This is a genomic window from Corynebacterium sp. LaCa_205, from assembly GCF_057458085.1.
In genome coordinates this window covers 1071332-1095808 of record NZ_CP190931.1, presented here as the reverse complement: position 1 = coordinate 1095808, position 24477 = coordinate 1071332, and the positions used below count along the sequence as shown (strand labels likewise).

Below are 24477 nucleotides of genomic sequence, written 5' to 3'. Positions count from 1 at the left end.
GCTTCTAGGTTAACCTGTCTTAGTTCTTCTCCAAGTATTCCTGTTCGCTTTCACTCAAGTTGCGCGTGAGTTCCTCGGCCAACTCGGGATTGCGCATCACCATTGCGCGGGCATCCGTATGGGTGCGTTCCACAATGTCTTGGTCATCCGCCAGATTTAATAGCCGCAGCGTACGGTGTGTTCCGGACTGCATGGTGCCCAAAATGTCTCCCTCTTGGCGCTGACGCAAGTCGAGCTCGGCCAGCTCAAATCCGGACGAGGTTTGGGCAATCTGATTGATGCGGCGGAAGGACGGAGTGTTATCGCCTGCCATAGTGTGCAGAAGACAGATAGAGGCATTGCCGCCTCGTCCCACACGCCCACGCAGCTGGTGCAACTGGGAGACGCCGAAATGCTCGGCCTCACGGATGAGCATCACCGTGGCATTGGGAACATCCACACCCACCTCGATGACCGTGGTAGAGACCAAGACATCGATTTCTCCCCTAGCAAATGACGTCATAACCTCGTCTTTATTAGGCATCTTTCCATGCAAGATTGCTATGCGCAGCCCCTTAAACGGCCCGTTTTCTAGCTGCTCCGCAAGCTCTAGCACTCCGCCTTTTCCCTCAATGCGCGGGCAGACGATATAGGCTTGGTGGCCGTGGGCCACTTCCTCGCGAATCCGCTCGAGGGCGCGTAATACCCAGGTAGGGCGCCACTCAGCTACCACCGCTGACTGAATAGGTTTGCGGCCACCAGGCAGCTCAGTAAGGGTCGATACGGCAAGGTCGCCGAAGACGGTCATCGCGATGGTGCGAGGAATCGGCGTAGCCGTCATCACCAGTACGTGGGGACTTAGTCCCTCGTTAGCCTTCAGTCTCAGGCTATCGCGCTGCTCTACGCCGAACCGGTGCTGCTCATCTACTACCACTAGTCCAAGGTTGAAGAACTCCACTGTGTCTTGGATGATGGCATGGGTTCCAATAATGATGTCCGCATCTCCGGAAACGATATCCAGCAATGCCTGCCGTTTATCCGCAGTGCGCATCGAGCCGGTGAGAAGTACCACCGTGACGCCTTCAGGAACTGCGGTTCCGATGGAGGCAGCGTGCTGGGAAGCCAGCACCTCAGTAGGCGCTAGCAACGCCGCTTGAGTTCCCGCGTCAACAGCCTGCAGCATAGCGCAGGTAGCCACCATGGTTTTGCCCGAGCCGACCTCGCCTTGCAGCAAACGCATCATGGGCAATGGGCGGGCTAGGTCATCTTCAATCTCACTGATAACACGCCGCTGCCCTTGGGTGAGCTCGAAAGGCAAATGGCTTAGCAGTTCTTCGCGGAAGCCGCCTAAGGTTGCCGGCATGGTCGGAGCGGTTCGAGCTTCCGCATCGCGCTGGCGCAATGCCATCACCAAGCCAATTGACAAAGCCTCGTTATATTTAAGCCTTTGGATAGCACGATAAGGCCCTGCCTTACCAGGCTCGTGAATTTCCCGCACCGCTTTATCCAGGCTGATTATCATTTGATAATCCAGTGGCTCTTCGATGGGCGGGGTCTTTGATAGGACGTAGTGAATAGCCCCCATGATGTACCAGGAGGTCACCTTGGACGTGGCTGGGTACACCGGGATCCATTCTCGTTCCAAAAGGAGCTGGTCGAGCCTCCCAAACTGTGAGAGGTTCCGCAATGAGCCGGTGGCCTTGGGCCGATTCTTCTTTCCAGATTCGGCCGCCGGCTGGCGGTAGCCATCCACTTCACCATCGGGACGTCCGAACGCATCGATTTCCACAAAGTCTGGCTGTTGCAGCTGCGGTTGGTTGCGGAAGAATTTGAGCTTGCCGCTCATCATGACGCGCTGTCCGCGATGCAGCATGCGCATGACGTAATTGGCATTGAAAAAAGTCGCCATAATGCTGTCATCGAGCTGCACATTGATGATGGTGGTCTTGCCCCTGTCATGCCGGTTGAAGCCGGTAATAGTCCCGGTAACGGTGACGATATCGCCCTCCGCAGCGTTTCCTAGGCCAACGTCCTTGTTGTGGCGAATATAGTCTCGCGGATAGTGAGCCAAAAGCTCACCGCAGGTCTCATACCCCAACGCCTTGGTAATCTTCGCGGCGTCTTTCGCCGCAAGAACCTCCGTCAACGGTCGGTTGTCCTGCCAGCCGAGCATTGCTACTCCACTCCGATTTCGGTTGCAATATCCGGAACGTTAAGCGCCACCACATCCACATGTAGCTGTTGGCCCAAATCCTCCTCATCTACGTCAAGGGCACTTAAGATGGTGACCTGCTCCCCGCCTTCTGCCAAGAGATCGCGACAGGTGGCGCTGATTGACGCAAGGGTTTCCTGGCTGGGATGAGCTACGCGCATGGAATTGGCTGCATCGCGCATAGCAGCGACCACAGCACCCGTATCTGGGTTATTAGGTTCATTGACAGAGATAGCGGCCAAGGCAGCAACTAGCGACTGTGCAGGCACTACTCGCCCGGCACCAGTCTGCGAACTCAGCCCCGTAACTAGGACAATGTCCTCATCTTCGGCCGCAATGGGTTTCTCCGGTGGCACAACGGTAACGCCCGCAGATTCCAAAAGATCGGTAATAGGCCCGGCCGGCGCGGCTGCGTATACTCGGCGAGCAACTGATTCTTCGGCGGCGGGTTCGGTGGGAGCCGGCAGCACCTCAAGGTGCAAGTTGGTCACCTTTCCTTTAGCAAAGGCGGTTTCAATGACGGCGCCCGCCTGCGGAGAGTGGATATGCACATTAGCGCTGTCCTCGGTAGCGCGAGCGATGACCAAGCTATCTCCCATCGGTGCAATTGCCGCCTGCAGCGCGTCGATATCTCCTTCATAGAAAAAGACCACTTCCAGCACGGTGACCTCCTCTGGGGCGGGTAGACCTGCATGCCCAGTAGAGCCCTCAATCTCCGCGAGAAGGGACTCTAAGAGAATCACGAGGCCGGCTCCGCCAGCATCCACTACTCCAGCCTCCTGCAGGGCTGGCAATTGCGATGGGGTGCGCTCTAGAGCAGTCCGAGCGGCCGAGATTGCGCCGCTGACGATGCCGTGCAAGGTCGCGCCAGGACGCACCGCGGAGTCGTCGGCGGCTTCCGCTGCTGCACGCAAAACCGTAATAACCGTGCCTTCCACTGGCTCGGCGATGGCTAGGTCCACCAACTCCACGGCCTGCTGCAAAGAACGGGCAAAAACGGAGCCGTCAATAACTGAGTCCACCGTGGACTCCGCTACGCCGCGCAGAACCTGAGACAACACCATGCCCGAATTTCCGCGTGCCCCACGCACCGCCCCACGCGCGAGGGAATCAGCTACATCGCCACCTTTGTCGAGCTCCGCAACCGCTGCTTCCATGGTGTGCGCCATATTTGAACCAGTATCCGAATCCGGTACGGGAAACACATTGAGGGCGTTAATTTCCTCGCGGCGATGGGCTAATTCCCCCACGGCGCGGGTAGCCCAATTGCGCAGACCGCAGGAATCCAGCGTGCTGGGATATGACATGCGCAATAGTTTACAAGCGCCAGTCTATTTCCTGCGCGCCTTGGTCCCGCAAAAGGGCGTTTGCCCGGGAAAAAGGCCTAGAACCGAAAAAGCCACGGCTGGCAGAAAGCGGTGAGGGGTGTGGAGACTTGATGCACGGGACGTCGGGAAGAAAGCGCTCACACGCTTGCGCATCGCGGCCCCAGAGGATCGCCACCATGGGGCTGCGGTTGAGCGCGCGGATGGCAGCCTCGGTGATTTCTTCCCATCCGATGCGACGGTGCGAGCCTGCTTGGCCTGGGGCTACGGTCAGCACCCTGTTAAGTAGCAATACGCCTTGGTCAGCCCAAGCACTCAAATCGCCGTCCTCTCGGCCGTTGATCCCCACATCATCGTGAAGTTCACGGTAAATATTGACCAAAGAACGCGGGGGCTTCACGCCGGGGCGAGTAGAAAAGGCCATGCCCATGGCATGCCCTGGGGTGGGATACGGGTCTTGGCCCACGATGAGCACACGGACCTCATCCAGTGGCATGCGCAGCGCGCGACAAACATCCTCAGCTGGGGGCAGATATTCCTGGCCCTCAAGGGCGTGAGAAATCCGTGGCCATTGCTCTTCTATTACCGGCGCCAGCACCGGCTCCCATGAAGGGTGATAGGTGGGGTGCATATTTAAAAGCTTCGCCAGCCTTTCTGATAGCTCGGTGTCTTTCCTCCCACCGTAACCCCGCAGCCCCGAGTTACGGTGCCAATTTTCCGGAATCCGGAGGGGGTGTCTTTCGCGGTCGTGCCTATTAATGTGTGGTCTTCACCGCCGCTTAGCACCCATTCCCACGGGTCACGGTCCACAAGGTCTGCGGCCTGGCACAGCAAATCTTCCGGCTGCACAGCCTGCGGATCCAAATCCATATGCACGCAAGAGTGTTCAGACATCGTGGTGCAGTCTTGGATCAAGCCGTCGGAGTTATCCGTCATGGCGGTAACCCCAGCGGCGCGGGCAATGACACCGCGGCCAGGATTGAGCCAGGGTGCGCAATGGGCGTCAATAAGCGGCTGGAGGTGCTCGTACCCAGCGGGGAGCTGTCGGCCGAAGCGCTCTAACAAGGCCAGGCCGGCGGCCGAGTGGCCGATCTTGCCGTGCGCTACCACGTGCTGGCCTGCCCGCGCACCGTCCAAGGTCAGGGCAGGAAGGCTGCCGCCGAGGAAACCCACGGCCGAAATGTTGATGACCAAAAGATCAGACTTCGTGAGGTCACCGCCCACCAACTCGGCATTATAGAAAGAGCTATGCTCCGCAATGCCCTCAGCGATGCCCCGCACAAAGGACACTGGGGTATCACCGGGCGCGGCGATGGCTAAAAGGGCAGCAACGGGCCGCGCCCCCATGGCTTCAACATCGGCGAAGTTGCGCAAGATGGCTTTCTTACCAATCTCGCGCGGGGTAGACCACTCGCGCAGGAAATGACGCCCCTCCACCATCAAATCCGTGGCTGCCACGGTGCGGGAATTCGGTGGTGCGCTAGGCAATACCGCCGCGTCATCTCCGTTGAGCCTGCTCGAGGCCACAGAGGTAATTTCCCGAATGGCGTTGCGTTCTCCCACCTCTGCGAGAGTCTGAGTTAAGTTCACCAGCGTCCTTTCGATACTATGAGCCCTTATGACATCCCAATTTAACCGCACCGCGATCTTCATTTCACTTGGGTTGTCCATAGTGATGGTTCTGGCGGTCCTCTTCGGCGCAAAGTACGTATTCAATAACATCGCCAAAGCACCCGTGGCGGTCTCCCCCGTGGAATCCAAGGAAGCAGATTCACAAGCCTGCCATAGCTTTATCGACTCCCTGCCGGATAAGGTCATGGATAAGCCGCGCGCAGACATTGCCGAGCCTGTGCCCTCCGGTGTCGCTGCATGGGCAGCTAACTCTGAGGATAAGGTCACCGTGCGCTGCGGCGTGGACATGCCTTTCCAGTACACCGAGTATGCCCAGACCCAAGACCTAGAGGGAGAAAAGTGGTACAAGGTGCGCGATGCCACGCCGGGATCCAACCTAACCACCTGGTATGCGGCGCAGCGCTTCCCTATCGTCGCCGTTACTGCCCCCACCGACGCCGAGCCGGGCGAGCTTAACGACGCCCTCTCAGCACTCAAAGAAAAGCCTGCCCCCGCTCATAAGGCTCCGCTCAAGGAGCTCAAGGCGGGCGATGACCAAAGGTGCGCCGATATAGAAAAGGCCCTGCCTGATTCGGTGGCCGAAGGCTACCACCGCCGCGAGGTTGCGGAGAAGAATACCTTTGTGTGGAGCGCCGATGGCCGCGAAGACATCGTGGCCCGTTGCGGTGTGGCCAAGCCCGAAAACTATCGTGCTGGGGTCAAGCTGCAGCAAGTCAACGAGATTCCGTGGTTCGAGGACACCACCTTGGCCCATGGCACCACAGCCGGCACGTGGTTCGCCCTGGGCCGCGACAACTACCTAGCACTGCACGCCCCACAGGATGCCGCGCAAGCGGCACTGGTGGAGATTGGCGGTGTGCTTGCCAAGCACACCGCTGAAAAGTAGAAAGTACTCCGTCCCTACTTTGCTAGCGCCTGCTCAATGAGAGCCTCAAGCAAAGCGGGGTACTCCACACCCGAAGCGGCGAGCACCTGGGGATACATCGAAATCGGGGTAAAGCCCGGCAGAGTATTGATTTCATTGATGTACACGGAATCTTCGGTAACGAAGAAATCCACCCGGGATAGGCCCTCACAATTTAGGGCCTCGAATGCGCGAACAGCCATGTCGCGCAGCTTCTCGGTCAACTCAGGCGTGAAAGGCGCAGGGATTTCCGCGGTAACCACATTATCGAGGTACTTTGTGTCAAAGCCATAAAAGCCCTCGTCAGAATCATCAATGCCCGCCAGCAGTGCTGGAACAGACGCCAACAGTGTGCCGTCGGCATAGTGCAAAACACCGATTTCTACCTCTTGGCCTACGATTTCTGGCTCCACCAGGATTTTCTCGTCGTCTTCTAGAGCAAGGTCAACGGCTGCGGGGAATTCTTCCCAGCTATTCACTTTGGATACGCCGATTGATGATCCGCCCCGGGCGGGCTTTACAAAGACGGGCAACCCTAGATGCTGCTTTTCTTCCTCGCTGAGCTCGGTACGACCCTTCAGAATGACCTCGGGCGCTACGGGCAGGCCTGCCGCTGCCAGCACCTTTTTGGTAAATTCCTTATCCATGCCCACCGAGGAAGCCAATACGCCCGGCCCGACATAGGGCAGGCCGGAGAGCTCAAAGAGACCTTGGACGGTGCCGTCTTCACCAAAGGGCCCGTGCAGGATGGGAAATACCACATCAACCTCAGCAAAGAGCGTGCCATCGGTGACGTTATGGAACTGGCCCCTGGCATTAGGATCCAGGGAAAGCGTTAGTTCCGCCCCTCGCCTGACTTCTGGCATGACACCATTGACAATCTCTAGTCCCTCAGTGGTGCCGGGCGTCCACGTGCCCTCGCGGGTGATGCCGATAGGCACCACCTCGAATTTTTCAGGATCGAGGTGATTCATGATCGCACCTGCAGAGACGCAGGATACGGAGTGCTCGGTGCTACGGCCGCCATAGATAACGGCCACGCGGGTCTTTTCAGTCATGCCCGCAGATTTTACCCTTGACCTACTCCGACTTCTTGGACCGACCCATCAGAGCGATGATCATATCTTCCACCGCCATGCCCTCGTAGCAGACACCATAAACCGCGTGGGTAATCGGCATCTCTACGTCTGCCTGCTGGGCTAGGCGGTAGATAGAATCACAGGAGTAGACGCCCTCCGCAACCTGCCCGTTGGTGGCGGCCTTGGCCTCTTCAATGGTGCCGCCTTGGCCCAGGCGATAGCCAAAAGTACGATTGCGCGACAATGTCGAGGTACATGTTGCCACCAAGTCACCCAAGCCAGCCAAGCCGGAGAAGGTAAATGGATCCGCCCCCAACTCCACTCCGAGGCGGGTAATTTCTGCCAAACCGCGGGTAATGATGGTGGCCATGGTGTTATTGCCTAATCCCTTGCCAGAGGCTATACCGCAGGCTAATGCGATGACGTTTTTGCAGGCGCCGCCGATTTCCGCACCAATAACATCGGTGTTGGTATACGGGCGCAAGTACGGCGCGGCCACCGCCGCCTGGACGCGCTTTGCGCGTTCCTCATCTGGGCAGGCGATTACTGTGGCGGCCACTTGGCCTGCGGCAATCTCTTTAGCCAGGTTCGGGCCAGAAAGTACCGCCACGCGGTCTGCTGGCACTCCCGCCGCATCCATGATGACCTCGCTCATGCGCTTGAGCGTGGTGGTCTCCACACCCTTGGAAATGGAGACCAAGGTCGCGTTTTGAGGCAGATGCGGGGCCCACTTTTCCACGTTGCCGCGCAAGGTTTGGGAGGGAACGCCGAATACGACGACCTCGGCACATGACAATGCTTCCACTTCATCATGAGTCGCCCGCACAGCCGCCGGTAGGCGGGTATCCGGCAAGTAGTCCGGATTGGTGTGGGTCTCGTTGATGGCCTGCGCCAATTCCGCGCGGCGCGCCCACAGGCGGACATCATTTCCGGCATCCGCAAAGACCTTAGCCAAGGTAGTTCCCCAAGAACCAGCACCCATCACAGCAACGTTAACCATGGTGTTTCCTCCAAATGTGCGAATCTATAACCCCAACCTTAAAGCATGTCTGTCCGACCGTGTGGCAGGGATGCACACCGCGCCTAACCCGTGGGACAATGGTCCCTTAGACGTTGTTCCTATAAACCCGATTACTGTGGAAAGGCCCCGTGGAGGCAGACGATGCCCAATATTAAAAAGATGCACGAAACCGACAAGGATCAACAGCACGAGGAATTTATCTCCGGTCGCCATCAAGAAATCCCGGTGGACCCTGCCAAGGAATTCCACCGAACTACCCTTGCCGCCGGCGCCGTAATCTGGCGCGGGTCCCCGCAGGACCCAGAAATCGCGCTCATCCACCGCCCCCATTACGATGATTGGTCCCTGCCCAAGGGCAAGGTGGATCCCGGCGAGTCTCTTCCTACCACCGCAGCCAGGGAAATCCTGGAAGAGACCGGATTCAGCGTCCGGCTAGGCAAGCTCATCGGCAAGGTAACGTACCCAGTCCAGGGCCGCACTAAGGTGGTCTACTACTGGGTGGCCAAGTACCTGGGCGGAACCTATTCCGCCAATAGTGAAACCGATGAGCTACGGTGGCTGCCCATCGACGAGGCGCAAGACCTTTTGTCCTACGACGTTGATACCGCGGTAGTGGCCAAGGCGGCTAAGCGCCTACGCATCGCGCCCGCTACCCGCGTGCTTTATGTGCGCCACGCACGCGCGCATGAAAGCGGCAGCTGGGAAGGCGATGATAACCTGCGGCCGCTTGATAAGAAGGGGCGTCGCCAAGCGGAAATGCTGGTCCCGATGCTCAGCGCTTATCAGCCCACTGCCATTTACTCTGCGCTGCCCCAACGTTGCCAGCAGACAGCTGCCCCGCTTGCCGACGAACTGGGCAAGGACATCTCCATCAATAAGAACTTTGGCGACGAGGCTTGGGAAAACGACCCAGAAGCGGCCAAGAAAGCCTTCCACCGCGTGGTAAACGAAGGCGGGGTGCCCGTTATTGTCAGCCAAGGCGGCACCATCCCCGGCATCATCGAGGACCTCGCCCCAAAGTTCCTGAAAAAGCCGGTGGACAAGCTGAAGTTTAAGAAGGCTTCTGTGTGGGTCTTGTCTTTCAACAATGGCGAGCTCACCGGCGCCGATTATCTGGCTAGCCCACTGCCGGTGCGCTAGTTTCCTGGTTCCTCGCCGACCAACAATTAAGGCCCTGCCTTCCATCTCATGCGGTGGACGAGCAGGGCCTTATTTGCGCAACTATCGTGCGGCTGCGGGGTTTTCTAACCGCGCAAGCCGAGCGTGCGACGGACGAAGAGGACCAAAATGAGGGTGTTCAGTGCTGGGTACACAAACATGCCGACTAGGGTAAAGCTCAACACTGCGTACAGGACGGCACTCAGGACGACTACCAAGATGGTCACTCCGACATTCTTCTTCGCTACCTCGATGGAAGCCCCAAAGGTCTCGCCAACGGATAGCTCAGGACGTACGGCCTTAACAGCCGGCATCCAAGTAAAGAAGAAGGCGGCGAAGAGTCCCGGAATAATCAGGAGAACGAAGCCCAGGGAAATAACCAGCCACGAAAGCACATTCACCGCCATGAGACCGGCGACATTTTTAAAGCTCAGAAAGTCCTTTATCTCCAGCATCCCGGTATCAACCTGTTTATTAGCAGCCTTGTACCAGGTGCTAATGGACCAAATAAACACTAGGAACATGGCGATAATAGCTAAGAGCATTACCGCAATTAACCCACCAGTAAGTGCGGCATCGGAACCCGAGCCTCTATTGGCTAGGGCATCAATGGATGTACCGCTGCCTGCTAGGACGAGGGTCAACAGCAAATAGAGAATGGAGACAATTACGATCTGCACCAGTGGACCGAAAATCCACTGCGCCCAACCGCGGCCGAAGTAGCGGAAGCTATCCGCGAGTACCTGAATGGCGTCTACGTCACGACCAAAAAGGGAATCTTCTCCGTGGTCGGTGCTTCCGGCGTATCCGGGTTGCCCGAACTGTTGCTGACCGTACTGCTGCCCGTAGCCTGGTTGGCCGTTCGCGCCGTTTCCGTACGGCGCAGATTCACTGGCAGGTCCGGGAGTACCTGGACCATTGTTTCCTGAATTAAAGGAATCATTATTCGAATAGGGATTGCTCATAGTTCTAAAGCTAGGGGCATACCCTGTTACAGGAAACTGGAGCTGGCGATTGTTACCCTTACGTTACCAATCTGTACCCCCACGGCTCCCCCAAGGTTTGTACTCAAGACTCATACCCAAACGCACGGCACCCCCACCGCCCCTTCTTTAAAAAGGACTGTAGGGGTGTTGGCGCAAGTTCATCCCCAACCGCGCTCCCATTTATGGGGCGATAACAGAGGGCTTAAAGCCGGGGCGTCGCTTTTCATAGTCAGCAATATCGTCCTCGTTACGGAGGGTGATACCAATGTCATCGAGTCCCTCCATCAACCGCCAACGGGTGTAGTCATCGATATCAAAGCGGTAGGTATTTTCTCCCACCGTGACCGTTCGCGCCTCCAAGTCAACGGTGACCTGGGTTTCTCCTGACTCCAGCTGCTTCCAGATAAGCTCGATGTCCTCTTGTTCCATCAAACCGGTAAGAAGGCCGGACTTTCCTGCGTTACCGCGGAAGATATCTGCAAAGCGGGAAGAAAACACGGCACGGAACCCGTATTCACTCAACGCCCATACTGCATGTTCCCGGGAGGAACCGGTGCCAAAGTCTCTTCCTGCAAAAAGCACCGACCCATTTTTAAATTGCTCTTGGTTAAGCACGAAGCTTTCTTCGGGGCGCCAATTAGAAAACAGCCCTTCAGAAAAGCCTGTACGCTTAACCGACTTCAGGTAGCGCGCCGGAATGATTTGATCAGTATCCACGTTAGTAACGCGCAGCGGTACGCCAGTTCCGGTATGGGTTATAAATTTCTCCATTATCAATGCCTTTCTAAGCGCTTAATTCAGGTCAGCAGGACTAGACAGGTATCCGGTCACGGCTGTAGCGGCAGCCACCTGGGGCGAGACTAGGTGTGTGCGCCCACCTGGGCCTTGTCGGCCTTCGAAGTTGCGGTTAGAGGTTGAAGCTGAGCGCTCTCCCGCCGCTAGTTGGTCTGGATTCATTCCTAGGCACATCGAGCAACCAGCGGTACGCCATTCGGCTCCAAACTGGCGGAAGATCTCATCTAAGCCTTCTTCCTCTGCTTGGGCCTTGACAGCTGCTGAAGACGGCACTACCAGCATCCGCGTATCTTCGGCGATGGTGCGGCCCTTGACCACACCGGCAGCGGCGCGCAAATCTTCAATGCGAGCGTTGGTGCATGAGCCGACGAATACGGTATCTATTTTGATATCGCGCAGCGGAGTCCCCGGCTGCAGGTCCATATATTGGAGGGCCTTTTCTACAGTGGCCTTTTCATTGTCGTCACCGCAGTCTTCTGGATCTGGAACACTCTCCCCTAATGGCAGACCTTGTCCAGGATTGGTTCCCCACGTAACAAACGGGGTCAAGGCAGAACCATCAATCTCAACGACGGTATCGAATTCCGCCCCCTCGTCGGTGGGAAGCGTCTTCCAATAGTCAACCGCAGCGTCCCAGTCCGCCCCGCTGGGAGCAAACTCGCGTCCCTTCACATATTCAAAGGTGGTCTCATCTGGGGCGACCATGCCGGCGCGGGCTCCTGCCTCAATAGACATATTGCAGATAGTCATGCGCTCTTCCATGGACATCCTGCGGATCGCCTCACCACGGTACTCAATGATGTGACCTTGTCCGCCGCCGGTACCGATTTTGGCGATTATGGCCAGGATGAGATCTTTGGCGGAGACTCCCTCTTGTAATTCGCCCGTCACCTCAATCGCCATCGTTTTAAAAGGCTTCAAGGAAAGCGTCTGCGTGGCCATGACGTGCTCCACCTCAGAGGTGCCGATGCCCATTGCGATTGAGCCAAAGGCACCATGGGTGGAGGTATGCGAGTCGCCGCAGACAATGGTCATACCTGGCTGGGTGATACCCAATTGTGGGCCAACTGTATGGACAATGCCTTGCTGTGCATCTCCCATGGAATGCAAGCGCACACCAAATTCCTCGCAGTTCTTACGCAGGGTCGATACCTGGGTGCGAGAAACCTCATCCTTGATTTCCAAGAGGTTGCCAGACTTAATGCCTTGCGTGGGAACGTTATGGTCCTCGGTTGCCAAGTGCAGTTCAGGGTGGCGCAGTGTGCGCCCAGCCAGCCGCAGACCATCAAAGGCCTGTGGACTGGTAACTTCATGTAGTAGCTGAAAGTCAATAAAGATGAGGTCTGGTGCCCCAGCATCACCGGGTTGGACGACGTGATCGCGCCACACTTTTTCCGCCAATGTCAGCTTCTGGTTCATAAACATCTCTCCACACTTGAAATCTCATAATTTGGGACGTAGATTTCATTGTATGGGAGAGTATAGCGCAGTTTCCGGAATTAAAGTGTTGGATCGAGCAATGGCCATCATGATGGCCGCCGCCAACCACCCCTCCACCCTCAACGAACTATGTGAAACCACGGGCCTACCTCGGGCGACGGCACACCGGCTAGCCACCGCACTGGAAGCGCACCGCATCCTCGTTCGCACCCCCGAAGGAAAGTGGAAGGCCGGTCCAGCCCTCCCTGGCAACCGTGACCACCTACTGGAAGTGGCGGGTCCAATTATGGAGAAGCTGCGCGAAGACACCGGCGAGTCCATCCAGCTTTACGAGGTCACTGGAAATACCCGCACCTGTATTGCCACTAGGGAACCCGAGTCTGGCCTTCATAATGTCGTCCCCGTCGGACGCCAGCTACCACTTAGCTCCGGATCCGCAGCGCGCATCATTGCCGCCTATGTAGAGGTCAATATCGAAGACGCCTCGTTTACTCTCCAGGACATCGAAGCGGCAAGGAGCCAAGGGTATTCGGAGTCCATTGAAGAACGCGAAGCCGGGCTAGCCTCTATTTCTGCACCGGTTTTCGACGAAGCCGGAACTTTCCTGGCAGTCTTGTCCATTTCCGGATCTGTCGAGCGCTTCCAGCCATCACCCGCCCAAAAGTACGCGGATACCCTCACGGCAGCCGCTCGCGAATTGAGCAGCCAGCTTTAAGCTTCCCCTCGCCCCCCACCATGCCCGTCTCTGCCCAATCCTTGCAGAGACGGGCATTGCCTTTTTCTACTCATTTAAAAAAATTTGAGGAAACTCGCCGCCAGCTATTGAAACCAAACTGAAAATACGATTTAATGAAAATACGTTGAAAACAACGGGGACTAATCCCCGCCAGAAAGGACCAGTCATCATGACCCACACCACCCACGAGAACCACACCCACACCCACGGCACCGATTGCGGCCACGTATCCTTCCCACACGGCGACCACACCGACTACCTCCACGAAGGTCATATCCACCGTGAGCACGATGGCCACTGGGACGAGTGCGAGACCACCGAGCACGTAGAAGCCGAGGCTCACACCGACCACACTCATGGTGAAGGCTGCGGCCACGTAGCTATCCCGCACGGCGACCATGTGGACTATCTGCACGACGGCCACCGCCACGCCGCACACGGCGATCACTACGACGAGCACTAGTTGCAGCTCGGGGCTTAGCCCCTCATTATGCGCCGCCTCGGCCCTTCACCTTGTGGGTCCCGGCGGCCATTTCTATGTCTACCCTTCCGCTAAAGAGCGCCCCGAAATTCACACCAGAAACATATCTGCGAGCTCGACAGGACACACTCTCTCATTTCTGTTAAAACTGACAGTCAGACTATTAGTTCTTTCCGGTTGGGTGCTACGGTTCTTCGAGTGATTACTAGTTGGAAGATTTTTCTCCAAGATTTTGTCCGCTTGTGGCGGACCCCGCAGGTCTGGGTGATCCTTATTGGTTTGATGATCACCCCAGCCCTGTATTCCTGGGTAAACATCTCCGGTTTCTGGGATCCCTACGGAAACACAGAACACCTCAAGGTCGCCGTTGTAAATGAGGACAAGGGCGCCACCTCGGAGATGACCGGCCACTTAGACGTCGGCGGACAAATGATTGACAAGCTGCATGATAACGACAGGCTTGGCTGGCAATTCATGGACAGGCAAGAAGCCGAGGACGCCGTTAAGAAGGGCGACGTATTCGCCTCGGTAATAGTGCCCGAGGACTTCTCGGCCGATTTCGTCAGCCTGTTTAAAGGTACGTATTCTCAGCCCACGCTCGAATACCACGTTAACGAAAAGCTCAATGCAATCGCGCCGAAGATTACTGATACCGGTGCTTCGACTCTGGATACCACTATTAGCACTACTTTCAATGAGCAAGTGGCAGATTCAGTGGCGACGGAGCTTAAAAATTCCGGTGGTGATTTAAGCCAGAAGATTAACCGTACCGCGGGCGATACCGCGGATTCTTTTTCGGAAACCGCAGACACTGTAGCCAACTCGCGCAGCCAGTTGGCCGACGTTCACGCCACCATCGATGACGCACGCCCGACTATCGCGCAAGCCCGCGAATCACTCGGCACGGTCCAACAGACCGTCGATGACGCGCAGACCGCGTTGAACGAAGTTAATTCCATTACCGCTGAGGTCCAGCGCGAGGTCACTTCCTTCTCCGATGACGCCACGGCCGCTTATGTGGAAGGAACGACCGCGTTGGCAGACGGCACTGCTTCTGCCAACGCTACCGTGGGCTCGGTATCTGGCAAGCTACGCGGTGCCCTCACTCGCGTCGATGCTGCTTCTGCTGGCGCAGCAGGCATCGTTGGTGAAGCGGATCGGGCTATTGACCAGCTCGATAAGCTCGCCTCATCTCCAGCCCTGCCCCCGCAGGTTTCCCAGCAGATTAAGGATCAGGTGGGAGATTTGCGTGAACGCAATAATCATAACCGCGCAGTCCTCGGTGACCTGGACTCTCTCAACAGCGATACCAACGACACCATCGATTCGCTCAATAAGACAACGAGCCTGCTGGATAAGATGGCTGCCCAAACGCGCGATGACTCCCACGCGCTGCGCGATAATGTGGCCGAGGGCATGCCCAAGCTCAATGCCGCGCTTTCCGACGTCACAGCTACCACCGGAAAACTTTCCGCCTCGCTCGAAAGCCAAAAGGCACTGGTGGGCCAGACCGATGGGCTCTTAGGCGGCGTCGACAAGCAGCTCAACCAAGCCCAACAGGTGGTCGAGCGCTTTTCTGTAGACCTCGATGGCATTGAACAGGGACTCCGGGCCTCCCGCAGCGACGTGCTGGCGTTGAGTAATACCGCCAATAACAATTCCATCCTGCAGTCAGTCAAGGGCCTCAATACCGACGAGGTTTCCTCCTTCCTTGCCTCCCCTGCGGAGATGGAAAGCCACGCCGTCTTCCCGGTGAAGCACTATGGCTCCGGCATGTCCTCCCTATTTATCAACCTCACGTTGTGGATCGGCGCTTTCATGCTGCTCATCATCTTCCGCGCTGAGGTAGACCCGCAGGGCCGCAAGAACCTCACCATCACCAAGGCGTACTTTGCCCGCTTCCTTCTACTCTCCTTCTTTGCCATCGCCCAGGCGCTCATCGTGTCCATCGGCAACCTTGCCATTGGAGTAGAGCATGCCAATGCAGTGGCTTATGTCGGTACCGCAGTCATCATCGGCCTGTGCTATCTGAGCATTACCTATAGCTTGGTGTCTACGTTTGGCCACGTGGGCCGAGGCATCGCGGTGGTCTTTGCCTTCATCCAGATTCCTGGCGCTTCCGGCCTCTACCCGATTGAGATGACGCCAGATTTCTTCCGTGCGGTACACCCGTTCCTCCCCTTTACATACGGCATTGACGCCATGCGAGAAACCGTCGGAGGTTTCTACGGTAACCATTACGCGCGTGATCTCTGCGCCCTCATCGGCATGGCGGCGATTGCTTACCTCATCGGTTCGGTGATGCGCCGTGGCTTGTCCAACGTCAATATGTTGGTCAACGACGAACTGCGCAAGGGTGGATTGGTTATCAATGAACAGGTCCACCTTGTAGGAAGCCGCTACCGTTTCACCGATCTCCTCTATGCCTTGAACGACCGCGAGGCTTATCAACAAAGCCTTGAGAATAAGTGGGGCATGGCGCGCAGGAACTACTCTCAGTTGATGAAAATCACCGTGGCGGTGGGCCTGGCGCTGGTTGTCGCTTTGGGTATCTACTCACGCATTAACCCTGGAGAAAAGGCCATCATCTTCGGCCTGGCCTGCCTGGCTACGCTCATCGCGGTGGGTGTTATCTGTTCCCTCGAGTACGTCAAGCAGAGCATCGCACATGATAACCGCCTGGCGGATCTTAGCGACGAGGAAATCCAGGAGCACCTCGAGCACCAGCAGGAACATCCAAACCGCTACCTCCTGGAAGATTTGGACGAGGAATCCGCACCTGCTGATACCACCGAGACCAAAGAAATACCCGCCGTTGAAGGCGATGACTCCGGAAAGGGCGGCGAGTAAGTCATGAAAAACGTTCTGACCATTCTCCGCGATGACCTCCACGCCATTCGCACCAATGTCATGACGGCAGTCATTATCTTCGGTCTTGCTATCATTCCATTGCTTTTTACCTCCTTCAACGTGCTCGCCAGCTGGGATCCTTTTTCCAATACCAACCAGCTCAAGATTGCTGTTGCCAGCGAAGATGAGGGACACGAAAGCGACCTAGCCTCATTGAAGCTTAATTTGGGCGATGAAGTACTCTCGCAGCTCAGCCGCAATCACGATATTGATTGGGTCATTACCGACAGCGCCGATGCGGTCGAGGGAACAAAATCCGGTGAATACTATGCCGGCATCGTCCTGCCAAAGGATTTCAGCGCGGATCTGCTTACCTTTTATGTAGAAGGAACCGAGCCCAGCAAGCTCAATCTCTATACCAATGAGAAGAAGAACGCGCTGTCTACCACCATCACGCAAAAGAGTGCGGACGGCGTCATTCAAAAAATCGACGAGTCCTTCACCCGCGTGGTGTCCAATGTTGGCCTCGGCGTCGTATCCGATTTAGATAAATACCTCAACGAAGACGACACCCAGACGGCACTCAATAACCTTCACAACCGCATCAATAATGTCAGCACTCGCCTCGATGCGGCTTCAGGAACCGTAGGTGCACTAAGCAATCTTGTCGATTCCACCCTGCCGCTTACGCAGGCAGCGGATAATATCCTCGCCGAGGCCGGCCGCCAGGCCACGGAGACGGACAATGCCCAAGGCGAAAACCCCATCGACATTCTGCGCTCCACCCTCAATGACTCTGCAGGTTCATTAGACGCTTCCTTAGCGGCTACTACGCAAAGCTACGATGCGCTTTCTGCCCAGGTGGATGAGTTGCTCAATAACGCAAGTAACGCCACCGCACAAACGGCGCAGACCTACCGCACCGCAGCTGAGCGTGTAGATGAGCAAACGAGCGCCTTTGAGGGCGTACGCGCTTCCATCAAGGAGCAAGCCGATAAAGCGGCGCTGCCGGCTCCAGTCGCTGGCGGCTATAAGGCGTTGATGGGCCAGATTGATGCTTCTATCGCCCAGAGCAACGCGCTACATGATTCGTTGGTTTCGACCGCCGATGATATTGAGCAGGGCCGTGGTACCTCGCAAGAATCGCGCCAGCGCACCAAGGATGCCATCGCCAATGCGAAGCACGCCGCAGAGAAGGCGCGCACTTCCTATAACGAGAACCTCAAGCCCCAGCTGGATCAGCTCAACCAAAGCGTCTCTGTGGTGGCCGGCGATATTGATGCTGTTAAGCAGGACATAGCTGGTATTCGCGACTCGGTTTCTCGCAATAACGAGTCACCACAACAAAGCCTGGCCCGCGCCCGCGATACTACTGCTGGCCTCGCTGACACCCTGCGGGAGCAAAGCGGCCGTTTCGCGGACATGGGACGCAAGATCGACGAGGTTCGCCATGGCGGCGACCTAAGCAAACTGGCCGATATCGTTGGCTCTGACCCAGAGCTGCTCGCCTCCCGCATTGCTGCTCCTGTGGCTGTGGACCGTGAACCGGTCTATCCTGTGGCCGCCTTCGGCGTAGGCATGACACCGTTCTACCTCACCTTGTCGCTGTGGGTAGGTGCCCTCTTGGCGTGCGTGCTGGTCCATACCAACGCCGAGCGCAAGTACTTGCGAAAAGACGAGAACGGAAAGTACGACGAAAGCGATTTCACCCGTGGCCAGGCATTCTTCGGTCGCTTTGCCACGCTTGCGTTGGTCGGTCTGGCTCAAGCCACCTTGGTGGTGCTTAGCCTCATTTTCTTCGTCCAAATCGAGCCTGCACATCCATTCATGCTCATGTTCGCAGCATGGGTAGTTTCGCTGGTATTCATGTTGATCATTTACTCACTGGTCATCACACTCGATAGTGCCGGCAAGGCCTTGGCGGTATTGCTGCTTGTGATACAAGTGTCTGGTTCCGGCGGCGCCTACCCGTTGCCATTGCTGCCTGAATGGTTCCAGAACGTGAGCCCTTGGTTGCCAGCTACTTATGCTATCGATGCCTTCCGCAGCGCCATCGCGGGCATCTACCATGGCGATATTTGGCGTGAGCTGGGCATGCTGCTGTTGTTTACCATCCCGGCATTGGTCGTCGGACTCCTTATCCGCCGCGCCATGGACGCCTATCATAAGCGCCTACAAAAGGCGATTAAGAAGACAAAGGTGATGGCATAGCCAGCGCTTGGCGACGCCCTCCTTACACAGCCCAGCGAGCCGTTTCACGGCCCGTTGGGCTTCTTTCTTGCTGCGGTCTAGCGCAGGGCGCAGCTGACCACTCAGAACTCACTGTAGGGAGGTGCAACGCCGCTTGCTGCACTGTTAGGGCGTTCGACGAGAATCGAGCGAGAATTGAAGAATACAGGCGCCTGAAAGGCCGACTTATATGCCCCAACAGTCTCAAGGAATGCGCTTTTGGGGGAGCTAGGGAAAACAAAAAGCTGCGAGCCATGAGGCTCGCAGTTTGGTATTGGTACCCCGTACGGGATTTGAACCCGTGTTACCGGCGTGAGAGGCCGGCGTCCTAGGCCGCTAGACGAACGGGGCGCGTTCGCAGCAATCACACACTGTGCGTTGCGGACTTGTTAAGAGTAAACGATGGGTTAACCGAGCACAAATCGCACGCTTAGGGGCGGTTTTGAGGGCGGAGGCTAGGAAAACGAAAAGGGTCCCGAGTCTTTACTGCAGTGAGGGTTCTTCGTGGCCGGGGTGCGGATCGAATCAGTGGTTATTCCGCAAGCAATCTGTGGATAGTCCGTGGCCGAGAACGCTGTGCTAGTAGGACTCGGGATGGCGCTGTGCGTCGAAGTGCATATACTGCAGGCTCCTATACTTCGTACAAATGTTGGTGGGAAGGAAGTTGTGGATTATAGCGTTACTACCTGGCTATGCTTTCGGCCTGTGCGCCTTCGCTGTGGTGCGTTTCGATTTCTGTCACCCGCTCTCCTTTCTGTCTGTTTTCTGCTGTACTTGCAGTCTATGCCTGTACTTGCAGGACTGGAAGGGGTTTGCACAACTTCGCGGTGGTCTTAACCCTGGTCTTATCGGCGACGCGTCGCTGCCTGCGCGAAAGCTACCAATGGTCCGGGGTTAGGTTATAACCAGTCCCCCATGCTTGACCACATCTCCACGTGGCCTTTAGACGGCACCTCACAATCGATACCTTCCCCTTTAAGCCCCGAAAGGATACCGACTCGGATATGAAAAATCCTCCAGCGCTAAGCTGGAGGTCTTTGTACCCCGTACGGGATTTGAACCCGTGTTACCGGCGTGAGAGGCCGGCGTCCTAGGCCGCTAGACGAACGGGGCATAGAACTAGTGAGCCTGCCGTTTAAAGCATTTTCACTGCTGGCCTACCAGGACTCGAACCTAGAATGGCGGTACCAGAAACCGCTGTGTTGCCAATTACACCATAGGCCATTTGCTAACTCGCTAGGGAAGCTAACTGCCTTTCAGCCGTTCTCCCTTGCTCGCTGCAACGTGTAATAACTATAATGATCTTCGCGTAAACTGCCAAATCGCCAGCGCATAACGCTTTTCAGCCCATAAAGGCGGCATTAAAAATGCGGTGAATGACAGTGCTGTAGTTCAGCCGTCATCCACCGCGCTAACGCGAGAGGAGTTCTTAATCCCAGCGTTGACTGCAGCGCTTGCCGCAGCGTTACCTACTGCGCCGCCGGGACGTAGGGAGTCACCTCGCGTGCGGCACGCAGGCGGGCCAAGGTAGATTCCTTACCCAGCAGCTCCATGGACTCAAAGAGCGGTGGGGAAACCTGGGCACCAGAAATAGCTACGCGCAGCGCACCATAAGCCTTACGAGGCTTCAGCTCTAGGTCTTCAATAAGCGCCTGGGAAAGGGCCGCCTCGATATTCTCGGTCTTCCACTCGGCAACGCCTTCGAGGGTTTCAATACCTACCTCCAGAGGCTGCACGGCCTCTTCCTTGAGGTTCTTCTTCGCTGCCTTCTCATCGAGTTGAAGTTCCGCATCTGGGGTAACCAAGAAGCTCATGAGGCCATAAGCATCGGAAAGCGTCTTGATACGGGTCTGTACCAGATCTGCCGCGAAGGCAAATTTCTCGCCGTCATAGTCGGCCGGAAAGTCGGTGTATTCCGTCAGGTAGTTGCGCAGACGGAAGGCAAACTCTTCTGGTTCCAGCTGGCGGATATGGTCGGCATTGATAGCCTCGAGCTTCTTCTGATCAAAGCGGGCCGGATTCCCCAGCACATCGTGGACATCAAAGTTCTTCACCAAATCTTCCATGCTGAAAATATCCTGGTCTGCAGACAGCGACCACCCTAGCAGGGAGAGATAGTTAAGCATGCCCTCCGGGATAATGCCATTATCACGGTGGTTGAACAGGTTGGACTGCGGATCACGCTTAGAGAGCTTCTTATTACCCTCGCCCATCACGAACGGTAGGTGACCAAACTCTGGAGTAAACTCGGCAATGCCGATCTTCTGCAGGGCGTCGTAAAGCGCGAGCTGCCGCGGAGTAGAAGACAGCAGATCTTCACCGCGCAGCACATGGGTGATGCGCATTAGGGCATCATCCACCGGGTTAACCAGGGTGTAGAGCGGCGCACCGTTGGAACGAGCAACCACGTAATCCGGCTGGGTTTCAGACTTGAAGGTCATTTCCCCGCGGACCAAGTCAGTCCAGGTCCAGTCCTGATCCGGCATGCGTAGGCGCCACACCGGCTTGCGGCCTTCGGCCTCAAAAGCGTCGATCTGCTCCTGGGTGAGATCACGGTCAAAGTTGTCATAGCCCAACTTCGGGTCACGGCCAGCCGCCTTGTGGCGCTCCTCTACCTCTTGGGCGGTGGAATATGCCGGGTAGACAAAGCCACCTTCGATGAGCTTGTCTAGGACTTCCTTGTAGATGTCCATGCGCTGGGACTGACGGTAAGGCTCGTGCGGGCCACCGACATTGATGCCCTCATCCCAGCCCAGCCCGAGCCAGGTCAGGGAATCAATGATGGCCTGGTAGGACTCTTCAGAGTCACGGGCGGCATCGGTGTCCTCGATGCGAAATACCAGCTTTCCGCCGGTATGACGGGCGTAGGCCCAGTTGAATAGTGCGGTGCGCACCATGCCTACGTGCGGTGTGCCGGTTGGGGATGGACAGAATCTAACGCGTACTTCAGTCATGCCCACCATCGTAGTGGAGCCGCCGATTCCAGTCCGCACCAGCCCAGGCGCCCCTGAAACCTGCCCGGCGCGTAGCGGTTTGCAGTTTATTCCTACACGCAAATTGGGGTAATTGGAAACAGGTTTCACTACAAAACCACAGGTCAATGAAACTGACTTCCATTAGGGCTAACAGGTTATGGGAATCATTTTCTATAGTTTCTGGTGAACTTGTGAGAACTGTAGAAAGGCCTTCCCAACTGTGGCTTCCCCACACACCCGTTTCCTTGCCACGCTGAGCACGTTGGCGCTAATCACTCCCGCCACGGCTGTCGCGGGCCCGGATGATGGCAAGCACATCGCTACCAATACCCACGTTGACTCCCCCAAGTCTTTCTGGGAGAACAACGATTTCGTCCTGAAATCCGAGTTTGGCGGTCAAGAGCCCCCGATAGCCGACACCGTTGCCTGGGTGGGCAAGGGCTACAGCGCCACGGATAACAGCAACCAGTATCTCTATACGCTTCCGGCAAACGGGACCCAAGACTACATTGGGGCACCTGGTACGACCTACTACACAGCGCCGCACCAAGTATCCGGCAATACTTCGCCCATTTGGCTGGGCTTTGGCGCCGATACCTCCTTGCCCACGGACAAATTCCGTGACGGGGTCGCGTTCCTTGATTTGCTCAGCGTCGATGGCCCCGGCGAGGTAGAGCTTTTTACCAATAAAGATGATGAGGCCGGCACCCAGCTGCACCGCATGCTCGGTTCCTTCCCGGATTCGCCGCACTCTGCTTACCTTGTTGCCGGCACGCATACGCACAACTCCACGCTGTTTACCAAGCCCGGACGATACCGCCTGACCTACCGCACTAGTGCGCGCGGAAGGGACGGCCAGCTCATAGCCAATGAGCCACAGACCACCACCATCCAAGTGGGCGGGCAGAAACCCAAAGAAGAAAAGACGCCGAGCCTCAAGGAACGCTTCGCACAATCCGCAGCCGGTAACGCCGCTGCTGCAGGCTACAGCCTGCGCATGGCGCCGAAGTCCAATCCCGAAAAAGACGGTGATGACAAGCTCACCACCATCTCTTTCGATGCCAAGAACAAGGCGCAAGGCACCCTTACGCTGCTTATCGACGGCTACTTCCTCACCGACCTTCCCGTTAAGGATGGGCATGCTCAGTGGGACGAATACATGGGCCCCGACCCTTCCCAGGTGCAGGCTGTATTTACCTCAGAGGGTGATGCCCCACGCTGGATATCCCAACCTCTTGACTTCCAACCCGGTAAATCCAGCCACACCGATTCTTCTGCCGCCGCTGATTCGTGGCAGGAAACCTCCCAGCCGCGCCAGCTTGCCCCCACCCAGGAAACCGAGCTAAAGGAACTGGGCTACACCATCCGCATGCGCAAGCAGGGCGATGGCGGCACCAAGATCGTGGTGGATACCGAAGATAAAAACTTCAACGGCCTACTCACCGGCGGGCTCTATGACACCAAAGGGGCGAAATACCCCACCGTGGATCTGGAAACCCCTATTACTAATGGCCACGGCGAGGTCTCCTTTGATGAGGGCGAGTACTTCAAGGGCTATTTTGCCAAGGTTGACCTCTTCCCCCATTCCACTCTGAAGGCCGGACATGCCAGCAGCGTAATCACCGAGTCCTTTGCTTTCGGCGAAAATTATGAAGTCAATGGGAAGTTTTCTACTTCCACTGACGAACCGGAGACTACTCCCGGCGAGCAAGGTACTCCGTCTTCAGCGCCGCAGCCAGGCACCGAAAAACCGCAAACCGGCAATGCACAATGCAGCGACAAGTACCTATTAGACCGTGGGCATGTAGATATCAAGGCCCAGCCTGCCGAGGGAGGCTTTGCAACCGTTCTGCGCGATGACACGGCGCAGGTAGACAAGAAATCTGTTGACCGCAAACTCGATGATGTTGTACTCGGTGTACACGATAATGCTCTTACCCCACGCAATAAGAAGCTCGCGGGCAAGGAGTTTGATTTTCTAGGAAAGCCCGGTGAGCGCTTCTATCACCTGCCGCAAACCCAGGACCAAAACATCATTTGGCCAGGCTATAACACCCAGGATCTGGACTATTCCTTAACCAAGGACAATGCCGTCAACCTCAACTTGAAGCCCACCTCCACGCCGGACGGCGCCGAGTGGGGCGCATTCATCGATGGCACCCATGGTAAGGGCTTTTCGGTCCTCGCCAATTCTGCGGCTAAAGACTACACCATCGAAACCAACTTTCCGGCCCATACCCATACGCACTGGGCCTTTTCCAAGCCTGGCTTGTACACCTTTGAGGCCACCTATACGGCCACGGGCACAGACGGCAAGGAGCTAAAGTCCGCGCCCCAAACCCTCACCTTTGCCGTGGGCGATAAGACGTTGGATTCCTGTTCCTTCCGCGCGCCGGGCACCTCTGGGAGCGGAGAGCCCAGCGAAAGTCCGACGGATAGGCCTTCCGCGGAGCCTTCCCAGAAGCCTTCCACCCAACCATCCACCCCAGATACGCCGGACAAGCCAGCTCACCCCGGTAGGCCAGAAGAGCCGACAGGTTCCTCATTTAGCCCGTGGAGCCTGGTCCTCCCAGCGGTTCTCGTGGTGGTTTTCAAGGCCTTTTATAACTTCTTCCGCGATAACGAGGACCTCATCCGCAAACGCTTCGGTCTCAACTTCTAAGCCTCTTCTACCC

17 protein-coding genes and 3 tRNA genes are annotated in these 24477 nt (G+C 56.7%); 7 read left to right on the top strand and 13 right to left on the bottom strand.

The genetic code is table 11. The features are described 5' to 3' along the window. Nucleotides 1-19: 19 nt before the first annotated feature. The 4 genes from ACP8J1_RS05355 to ACP8J1_RS05340 are packed head-to-tail and all read right to left on the bottom strand — an operon-like array spanning nucleotide 20 to nucleotide 5187. Nucleotides 20-2152, bottom strand: a complete 2133-nt coding sequence (locus tag ACP8J1_RS05355; protein ID WP_023021671.1) for an ATP-dependent DNA helicase RecG — start codon at nucleotides 2150-2152, stop codon at nucleotides 20-22. Nucleotides 2153-2154: 2 nt separating this feature from the next. After that, entirely contained in the window at nucleotides 2155-3498 is a 1344-nt protein-coding gene (locus ACP8J1_RS05350) for a DAK2 domain-containing protein (RefSeq protein ID WP_023021672.1), read from the bottom strand. A gap of 10 nt (nucleotides 3499-3508) precedes the next feature. Next, nucleotides 3509-4147 (bottom strand): uracil-DNA glycosylase, encoded by a 639-nt coding sequence (locus ACP8J1_RS05345; protein WP_023021673.1) that lies wholly within the window; start codon nucleotides 4145-4147, stop codon nucleotides 3509-3511. A 2-nt stretch (nucleotides 4148-4149) separates the two neighbouring features. Then, nucleotides 4150-5187 (bottom strand): thiamine-phosphate kinase, encoded by a 1038-nt coding sequence (locus ACP8J1_RS05340; RefSeq protein ID WP_084279120.1) that lies wholly within the window; start codon nucleotides 5185-5187, stop codon nucleotides 4150-4152. Here ACP8J1_RS05340 and ACP8J1_RS05335 point away from each other — a divergent pair. Further along, nucleotides 5135-6034 (top strand): DUF3515 domain-containing protein, encoded by a 900-nt coding sequence (locus tag ACP8J1_RS05335; RefSeq protein WP_023021675.1) that lies wholly within the window; start codon nucleotides 5135-5137, stop codon nucleotides 6032-6034. The two genes, ACP8J1_RS05340 and ACP8J1_RS05335, sit on opposite strands and share 53 nt — an antisense overlap. 14 nt (nucleotides 6035-6048) lie before the next feature. Here the strand turns inward: ACP8J1_RS05335 and ACP8J1_RS05330 are convergent, their stop codons facing one another. Together ACP8J1_RS05330 and ACP8J1_RS05325 are read right to left on the bottom strand one after the other, a co-directional pair. Beyond that, a complete protein-coding gene (locus tag ACP8J1_RS05330; RefSeq protein ID WP_023021676.1) occupies nucleotides 6049-7110 on the bottom strand; it encodes a D-alanine--D-alanine ligase family protein in 1062 nt (353 codons plus the stop codon). Nucleotides 7111-7132: 22 nt separating this feature from the next. Then, nucleotides 7133-8131 carry an NAD(P)H-dependent glycerol-3-phosphate dehydrogenase gene (locus ACP8J1_RS05325; RefSeq protein WP_023021677.1) on the bottom strand — a complete coding sequence of 333 codons (999 nt, stop codon included), beginning with the start codon at nucleotides 8129-8131 and terminating at the stop codon, nucleotides 7133-7135. Nucleotides 8132-8293: 162 nt separating this feature from the next. Between ACP8J1_RS05325 and ACP8J1_RS05320 the strand changes: the two genes are divergently transcribed. Continuing rightward, the gene (locus ACP8J1_RS05320; protein ID WP_023021678.1) at nucleotides 8294-9292 is read left to right on the top strand and encodes an NUDIX hydrolase; all 999 of its coding nucleotides are present in this window, start codon (nucleotides 8294-8296) and stop codon (nucleotides 9290-9292) included. Nucleotides 9293-9396: 104 nt separating this feature from the next. On the opposite strand, the gene ACP8J1_RS05315 is transcribed toward ACP8J1_RS05320, so the two are convergent. The 3 genes from ACP8J1_RS05315 to leuC form a co-directional block, all read right to left on the bottom strand. After that, complete coding sequence (locus ACP8J1_RS05315) at nucleotides 9397-10275, bottom strand: hypothetical protein (protein WP_023021679.1); 879 nt, start codon at nucleotides 10273-10275, stop codon at nucleotides 9397-9399. A gap of 201 nt (nucleotides 10276-10476) precedes the next feature. Then, nucleotides 10477-11067: a 3-isopropylmalate dehydratase small subunit gene (gene leuD / locus ACP8J1_RS05310; RefSeq protein WP_023021680.1), complete on the bottom strand. Its 591-nt coding sequence runs from the start codon at nucleotides 11065-11067 to the stop codon at nucleotides 10477-10479. A gap of 21 nt (nucleotides 11068-11088) precedes the next feature. Further along, nucleotides 11089-12510, bottom strand: a complete 1422-nt coding sequence (gene leuC, locus ACP8J1_RS05305; RefSeq protein ID WP_023021681.1) for a 3-isopropylmalate dehydratase large subunit — start codon at nucleotides 12508-12510, stop codon at nucleotides 11089-11091. 52 nt (nucleotides 12511-12562) lie between these two features. Here leuC and ACP8J1_RS05300 point away from each other — a divergent pair, with 52 nt between their 5' ends. The 4 genes from ACP8J1_RS05300 (at nucleotide 12563) to ACP8J1_RS05285 (ending at nucleotide 18809) form a co-directional block, all read left to right on the top strand. Then, nucleotides 12563-13246, top strand: coding sequence for an IclR family transcriptional regulator (locus ACP8J1_RS05300; protein WP_034656457.1), 684 nt, complete (start codon nucleotides 12563-12565; stop codon nucleotides 13244-13246). Nucleotides 13247-13436: 190 nt separating this feature from the next. Continuing rightward, nucleotides 13437-13730 (top strand): hypothetical protein, encoded by a 294-nt coding sequence (locus tag ACP8J1_RS05295; RefSeq protein ID WP_023021683.1) that lies wholly within the window; start codon nucleotides 13437-13439, stop codon nucleotides 13728-13730. 216 nt (nucleotides 13731-13946) lie between these two features. Next, entirely contained in the window at nucleotides 13947-16598 is a 2652-nt protein-coding gene (locus tag ACP8J1_RS05290) for a YhgE/Pip domain-containing protein (protein ID WP_486697272.1), read from the top strand. A gap of 3 nt (nucleotides 16599-16601) precedes the next feature. Further along, nucleotides 16602-18809, top strand: coding sequence for a YhgE/Pip domain-containing protein (locus ACP8J1_RS05285; protein ID WP_023021685.1), 2208 nt, complete (start codon nucleotides 16602-16604; stop codon nucleotides 18807-18809). 293 nt (nucleotides 18810-19102) lie between these two features. On the opposite strand, the gene ACP8J1_RS05280 is transcribed toward ACP8J1_RS05285, so the two are convergent. The 4 genes from ACP8J1_RS05280 to gltX all read right to left on the bottom strand — a co-directional run bounded on the left by ACP8J1_RS05280 (nucleotide 19103) and on the right by gltX (nucleotide 21790). Next, nucleotides 19103-19178: transfer RNA gene (locus ACP8J1_RS05280), tRNA-Glu, on the bottom strand. 689 nt (nucleotides 19179-19867) lie between these two features. Continuing rightward, nucleotides 19868-19940, bottom strand: a tRNA-Glu gene (locus ACP8J1_RS05275). A gap of 39 nt (nucleotides 19941-19979) precedes the next feature. Then, a tRNA-Gln gene (locus tag ACP8J1_RS05270) sits at nucleotides 19980-20051 on the bottom strand. Between the two features lie 245 nt (nucleotides 20052-20296). Further along, nucleotides 20297-21790 carry a glutamate--tRNA ligase gene (gene gltX, locus ACP8J1_RS05265; RefSeq protein WP_023021686.1) on the bottom strand — a complete coding sequence of 498 codons (1494 nt, stop codon included), beginning with the start codon at nucleotides 21788-21790 and terminating at the stop codon, nucleotides 20297-20299. 232 nt (nucleotides 21791-22022) lie between these two features. Between gltX and ACP8J1_RS05260 the strand changes: the two genes are divergently transcribed. Further along, nucleotides 22023-24464, top strand: coding sequence for a choice-of-anchor M domain-containing protein (locus ACP8J1_RS05260; RefSeq protein ID WP_023021687.1), 2442 nt, complete (start codon nucleotides 22023-22025; stop codon nucleotides 24462-24464). Nucleotides 24465-24477 lie beyond the last annotated feature (13 nt).

What these genes read in the sequence shown, in the direction of transcription:
- ACP8J1_RS05330 (WP_023021676.1), bottom strand. Translation starts at nt 7,110, where the DNA reads ATGACTGAAAAGACCCGCGTGGCCGTTATCTATGGCGGCCGTAGCACC.
- ACP8J1_RS05295 (WP_023021683.1), top strand. Translation starts at nt 13,437, where the DNA reads ATGACCCACACCACCCACGAGAACCACACCCACACCCACGGCACCGAT.
- leuD (WP_023021680.1), bottom strand. Translation starts at nt 11,067, where the DNA reads ATGGAGAAATTTATAACCCATACCGGAACTGGCGTACCGCTGCGCGTT.
- ACP8J1_RS05335 (WP_023021675.1), top strand. Translation starts at nt 5,135, where the DNA reads ATGACATCCCAATTTAACCGCACCGCGATCTTCATTTCACTTGGGTTG.
- ACP8J1_RS05320 (WP_023021678.1), top strand. Translation starts at nt 8,294, where the DNA reads ATGCCCAATATTAAAAAGATGCACGAAACCGACAAGGATCAACAGCAC.
- ACP8J1_RS05325 (WP_023021677.1), bottom strand. Translation starts at nt 8,131, where the DNA reads ATGGTTAACGTTGCTGTGATGGGTGCTGGTTCTTGGGGAACTACCTTG.
- ACP8J1_RS05355 (WP_023021671.1), bottom strand. Translation starts at nt 2,152, where the DNA reads ATGCTCGGCTGGCAGGACAACCGACCGTTGACGGAGGTTCTTGCGGCG.
- ACP8J1_RS05315 (WP_023021679.1), bottom strand. Translation starts at nt 10,275, where the DNA reads ATGAGCAATCCCTATTCGAATAATGATTCCTTTAATTCAGGAAACAAT.
- ACP8J1_RS05350 (WP_023021672.1), bottom strand. Translation starts at nt 3,498, where the DNA reads ATGTCATATCCCAGCACGCTGGATTCCTGCGGTCTGCGCAATTGGGCT.
- gltX (WP_023021686.1), bottom strand. Translation starts at nt 21,790, where the DNA reads ATGGTGGGCATGACTGAAGTACGCGTTAGATTCTGTCCATCCCCAACC.
- leuC (WP_023021681.1), bottom strand. Translation starts at nt 12,510, where the DNA reads ATGAACCAGAAGCTGACATTGGCGGAAAAAGTGTGGCGCGATCACGTC.
- ACP8J1_RS05340 (WP_084279120.1), bottom strand. Translation starts at nt 5,187, where the DNA reads ATGGACAACCCAAGTGAAATGAAGATCGCGGTGCGGTTAAATTGGGAT.
- ACP8J1_RS05285 (WP_023021685.1), top strand. Translation starts at nt 16,602, where the DNA reads ATGAAAAACGTTCTGACCATTCTCCGCGATGACCTCCACGCCATTCGC.
- ACP8J1_RS05300 (WP_034656457.1), top strand. Translation starts at nt 12,563, where the DNA reads ATGGGAGAGTATAGCGCAGTTTCCGGAATTAAAGTGTTGGATCGAGCA.
- ACP8J1_RS05345 (WP_023021673.1), bottom strand. Translation starts at nt 4,147, where the DNA reads ATGCACCCCACCTATCACCCTTCATGGGAGCCGGTGCTGGCGCCGGTA.